The following is a 4,805-nucleotide window of genomic DNA, read 5'->3' as shown; positions in this document are numbered from 1 at the left end:
ATCGTTAATCTCGATTGTATAAGCGGTCATGGGCGATCATTGGGGCACGACTGTCAGCAGTCTCGTTACGGAATCCAGGTCGGGGGTCAGCAAGTAACCTTCGCAGCAAAAGGGGCTTTTTTCAACGCCCCCCGGTCCGTTATGCCGCCAGCCGGATCTGTTCGCGCGTTTCATCTCCGTCCATGTCGTTGCCGTGATCTTCCATCATATCGTCGACTTCAGGCTTTTCGTCGTGGCCGTAGCCATAGCCGTAGCCGTAACCATAGCCGTACTCTGAACCGCTGCTGGTCGCAATATGGTTGGCGACGATCCCCACGACCTGAACGCCTGATCCGCGGAACGACTCGACGGCGCGAAGGACCAGTTTGCGGCGATTTTTGTCGGGACGAATCACCACCACAGCGCCATCGACCAGTCGGCCAATGATTGCCGGATCGGTCACTGCCAGAACCGGCGGTGCGTCGATGAGAATCTGTTCGTAATTGGACTCAGCCCAGGCGATAATGTCGTTGAACCGCTCGCTGGCCAGAAGCTCGGACGGGTTGGCAGGTCGAGGTCCAGACGGCATCACGTCCAGATTCTCGATCCCCAGATTGAAGATGTTTTCGAGGCAACTTTCCGCGACCGGTTTCGAGTCGCGAAGGATCTGGGACAATCCTCGCGGACCTTTCAGATCCAGCAACTGTGTCATCCCCGGACGACGAAGGTCAGCATCGATCAGCAACGTCTTTTTCTTGGCCTGGGCAAAGGCAACCGCCAGGTTCGCCAGCGTGGTCGTCTTACCGTCCCCAGGCTCGGTACTGGTCATCACCAGTCGCTGGGTGTTTGCCGTCGAGAACGTAATCGAACTTCGCAGCGTTCGGAACGATTCCGATTCCAGACTGTCGGGTCGGGCAAACGTGACGATTCCATCCAGTGCATCGCCGTCCAGCGGTTCCATCTCGCGAATCATCGCCAGGATTGCCAGACCAAGCTGTGCCTGGAGTTCATCCGGTGACCGGAACCGGTCGTCCAGAACATCGCCGACGTAGATGACGCCCAGGCCGGCAATGACACCCAGGAATGTACACAGGAAAACCGTCGTCGAGATCTTCGGAGCCACAGCCCCCAGAATCACTTTTGCAGGCGAGGGGACGCTGATCGTCAGACCCGAATCAGCACCAATGTCAATCTTCTTCATCTGTTCCAGCACGAAGTCGTAGTAGGCGCGGGAACGCTTTAATGCCATCTCCACGATATCAATCTGCGCGATCTGACCGTTCAAATTGAGCGCCTGTCGATTGACCGCTTCAAACTCTTCTCGAATCGCAGCTTCGTGAGCACTTGCCTGATAGAGCCGTTGCTTGGCCATTTCGAGCAATTTGGGGGCGAGCTTTTGTTCCCGGGCGTCTCTCATGCTTTCAGACACCACTTCAGCCCGTCCGTCCAACCATTGTTGCGTCTGTCGGATTCGTTCCTGCAACTGTTTGACCTGGGGGTGCTTGGGACCGTAGATCTGCAGGCGGTTTTCAAGCTCCGCCTTGTCCATCAACAGTTCGTCCTCGCGTTTTGCGACGGTGTAGGCGTCGTTCGCGCCGATCCCCAGATCCCGCAGAATGAATTCTCGCGAGATGTCACCCGCCACCTGTTGCAGGAACGGCTGGATATCCGTGCCGGTTTCGAGCGCATATTCGACGGATGTCAGCAGGGCACGACATTCCAGTGTCTTCTTCTGAGCTTCGCTGAGCGCGTCATTCAACGTCATCGTCTGTTCGATGATCAAGTGAGTGCTGCGGTCGCCTCCTTGAAAGAGGATTCCGGATTCGCGTTGAAGCGTCAGAAGTTCGGCTTCTTTCTCGCGAAGCGAGCTTTCGATCTTGGCTTTTTCCTGATTCAGCAGCGCCAGGCTCTCTTTGGCGTTCCCTTTGTGGATTTCACGCATGTATTCCACGTAAGAGCCGACGATGGCGTCAACGACGAACTTGGCCGTCTTGGGGTTCTTGGAAACATAGCGAACCGAGATCAGGTTCGTGAGTCGCGTCGACGAGACCGAGAGGTTCTTTTTCAATTCGGCAGGCCAGCGAGACTTGGGAATCCCTTTCAGATCGCCGCGATGAGCCGTGGGCAAGCGCGAGATCGCTCCGATCAGTACCCGATCGCTCATCAGAACTTTCTGGTACGTCGGCATGATGTCCTGAATCGAACGCTGGTTCGACTGGTTGCTTCCCTCAAGCACGTTACCTTCCGTCTTGAGCACCATGATTTCCGAAGAGGATTCGTACTTTCTGGTCGCGGTGACATACCACGCGGACCCGATAATTCCTCCCAGAATCGTGCAGACGATCAGGGTAGCGAGCTTGCGCCGTACCACCTGGAGGAAGCGGACCGCTTCGTTAAGCAGGTTTGGACTGGTCGCCGAGGGCTCGGACGATCGTGTCGGACGTTCAATTGTATTCATGCAGCTAGACCAGTGGGAGAAACAAGACCAGCAAGGGGAAACAGCAAAACCGAGCCGGGAACTTCAGCCACTGGCCCCAATCCAGGGCCAGCAGACTGACGTTCGGGGTTCGGTTATTGCGACATCGTGCATCGACAGGATCAATCAGCAAATCAAGGACATTAACTGAGCCGTTAGAACAACGGTGTGCCTACCAGTGGGAAGGATCCGCCGATGTTCATACCAACCCGCTTAAACAGATCGAGCGTGAAGGTCAGTGGTGTCTGTTCGACGCTCACAACATCACCCGGCTGCAGCCGGATGTTGGCATCAGCTTTCTGCTTTGCGTTCGCAAGTGTGGTTTCAATGATGAAGGTCTGGACGCGGTCCGGATTCTTGGGATCAATCGGCCCCAGGTCACTTCCCGGTTTCCGACGGATCACGTAGACCTTATTCGCCCCCAGCGAGTTCGTACCGCCCGCAAGTGCGATGGCATCCAGAACGCGAACTTCTTCGGCAATCGGGAACTCGAACCGGCCCGCACGCGTCACCAGTCCGGTCACATGCAGCGGTTCGGGATCACGTCGTTCAACGTAGACGACAGCACCGTCTTCAAGCTGGTAGCCATTCGTTCCGTTTTTCGTCGCCGAGACCAGGTCGACCGTGACCGTATCATTGCCCGCACCGGCCAGTTCGATACTGTGCCCTCCGATCGTCCCATCTTCCGAAGTATCGATGTGATTGACCGTCTGCAGACCTTGATCGGAAAGGCCAGCGAACTTGCCTCCCGCTTCACCGAACGGACTGCCCGGATTACGAATAACGACCTGAGTTCCCGCAGTCTCGTCCAGACCATCCGCTTCGCTGATCGCCGCGAGCAAATCAGATTGTCCCCGCGGCAGATGATAGGTAGAAGGCTTTTTAACGGCTCCCATCACGACAATCCGGTTAGTCCGCTGACTTTTCATCGTCATCGTCACATTCGGATTTCGATAGAGACCTTGTTCGATGCATTCATAGACGATTGCCGCTTCGGCCGCTTCCAGCTTCAGACCAGCCAGTTTGACCCGTCCAATTTCGGGAATGTTGGCATAACCGTCTTCTTCAATTCGCAGCGGAATCCGGGTGGTATCTTTTTCGTTCAGGCCTGCGGCAATCACGACCTCCACCACGTCGCCCCGATCCAGCACATCAGACTTTCTGGCAGTACTTGCCAGTCGGCTCAGATCCACGGTTTGCGGGTTCTCGCGTGCTCCGGCGATTAAGTCGGGTGGCAAGTCTTTGGTCGTATACTTTTCACCCTTAATCGTCGCACAACCCAGACTCGTCAGAGTAAGAATCACCGTGAAAAGTAATCCGATCGAAAGTCTCTTCAGTGGAGACATGGACTGTTCCTTCACGCCTGGCAGACACGGATTGATCTGCCTCACAGGCAGGCCCCTCAACAACAAAACGTCAGTACAGCCGCGCACGAGGAACGGTCCACGAGACGACGTTGACTCAGGCGATTTTGCCAGCGGAGTCACTGTTGATGTACATCCAATTGAGGGACTGAGAGATGGGAAAAGGACCGGCCGAGTTAATGGGAAGGCCAAGTCGCGCGGAATCTAGGGGAATACAAAATTAGCGTCAATACGAGTCAGGCCGTTCAATAGTCGATCACCCCCCCAATATCCTCTGCGGGATTCATAATCCCTTTCGTTTCGTCTCGCAGCGGCAGAAACGGCCGACCATCCAGCGACAAAATGGGTCGGAATCTCCCCTCATACAAGCCACAACGAGGAGTGAGAGTTCGGCGCAATGACATGCGAATCGGGGCCGGTGGGACAGAGAGCCCCAGGACGGGTCAAGCAGCGAAATCAGTAAGGCTGGGCAGCACCCTGCAACGAGCCAAGCTGCGTTGACGAGATTGTCTTGTTGCCGAATCGAGGTTCGACGGAAAGCCCGATACCGACGTTGTTCTTACTGACGTCGACGTTCGCCCCCATATGGATCAGCAACCACTCGCCGATTCGGGTCAGTGTAAAGCCCTGACCACGGCTCATCCCTTCGCCCAGGTCGAATGCGGTTGTGGCCGTCGACACCCATTTCGGACTGAGCACGTAACTATAGGTGGCTGTGGCGATCTGACTGTCGAGGGTCCCCCCCTTAACCTGCCGCAGACCAAGATAGATGCTGCCGCGAAGACTGCGCTGACTGAGAACACCCAGACTCCATAACTGCTGCCCTTCCGGGAAGAAGTCATACAGGCTGCTCGCCAGAATCGAAGTCCGGTCACCGACGTGCCACGCATATCGGGAACTGACTAGACCGATTGTCTCTCCAAAGTTGTCTCGATCGGCATCCGGGAAGATCGACGCACCAAGGTCCAGTGTCATCCAGTCTTTGA

The 4,805-nt window shown here is 55.9% G+C and carries 2 protein-coding genes and 1 pseudogene; all 3 read right to left on the bottom strand.

The window, feature by feature from the left end:
* Positions 1-139: 139 nt before the first annotated feature.
* Positions 140-2,437, bottom strand: a complete 2,298-nt coding sequence (locus VGE80_RS17300; RefSeq protein ID WP_440593538.1) for a GumC family protein — start codon at positions 2,435-2,437, stop codon at positions 140-142.
* 173 nt (positions 2,438-2,610) lie between these two features.
* Entirely contained in the window at positions 2,611-3,801 is a 1,191-nt protein-coding gene (locus VGE80_RS17295; protein WP_373652622.1) for a polysaccharide biosynthesis/export family protein, read from the bottom strand.
* A gap of 474 nt (positions 3,802-4,275) precedes the next feature.
* Positions 4,276-4,805, bottom strand: a pseudogene (locus tag VGE80_RS17290) (organic solvent tolerance protein OstA); the annotation flags it as partial.

The organism is Schlesneria sp. (genome assembly GCF_036405755.1).
GTDB lineage: Bacteria > Planctomycetota > Planctomycetia > Planctomycetales > Planctomycetaceae > Schlesneria > Schlesneria sphaerica.
This window is presented reverse-complemented; position numbering and strand designations above follow the sequence as displayed.

Coding starts and splice junctions, on each gene's coding strand:
- VGE80_RS17300 (WP_440593538.1), bottom strand. CDS start 2,437: ATGAATACAATTGAACGTCCGACACGATCGTCCGAGCCCTCGGCGACC.
- VGE80_RS17295 (WP_373652622.1), bottom strand. CDS start 3,801: ATGTCTCCACTGAAGAGACTTTCGATCGGATTACTTTTCACGGTGATT.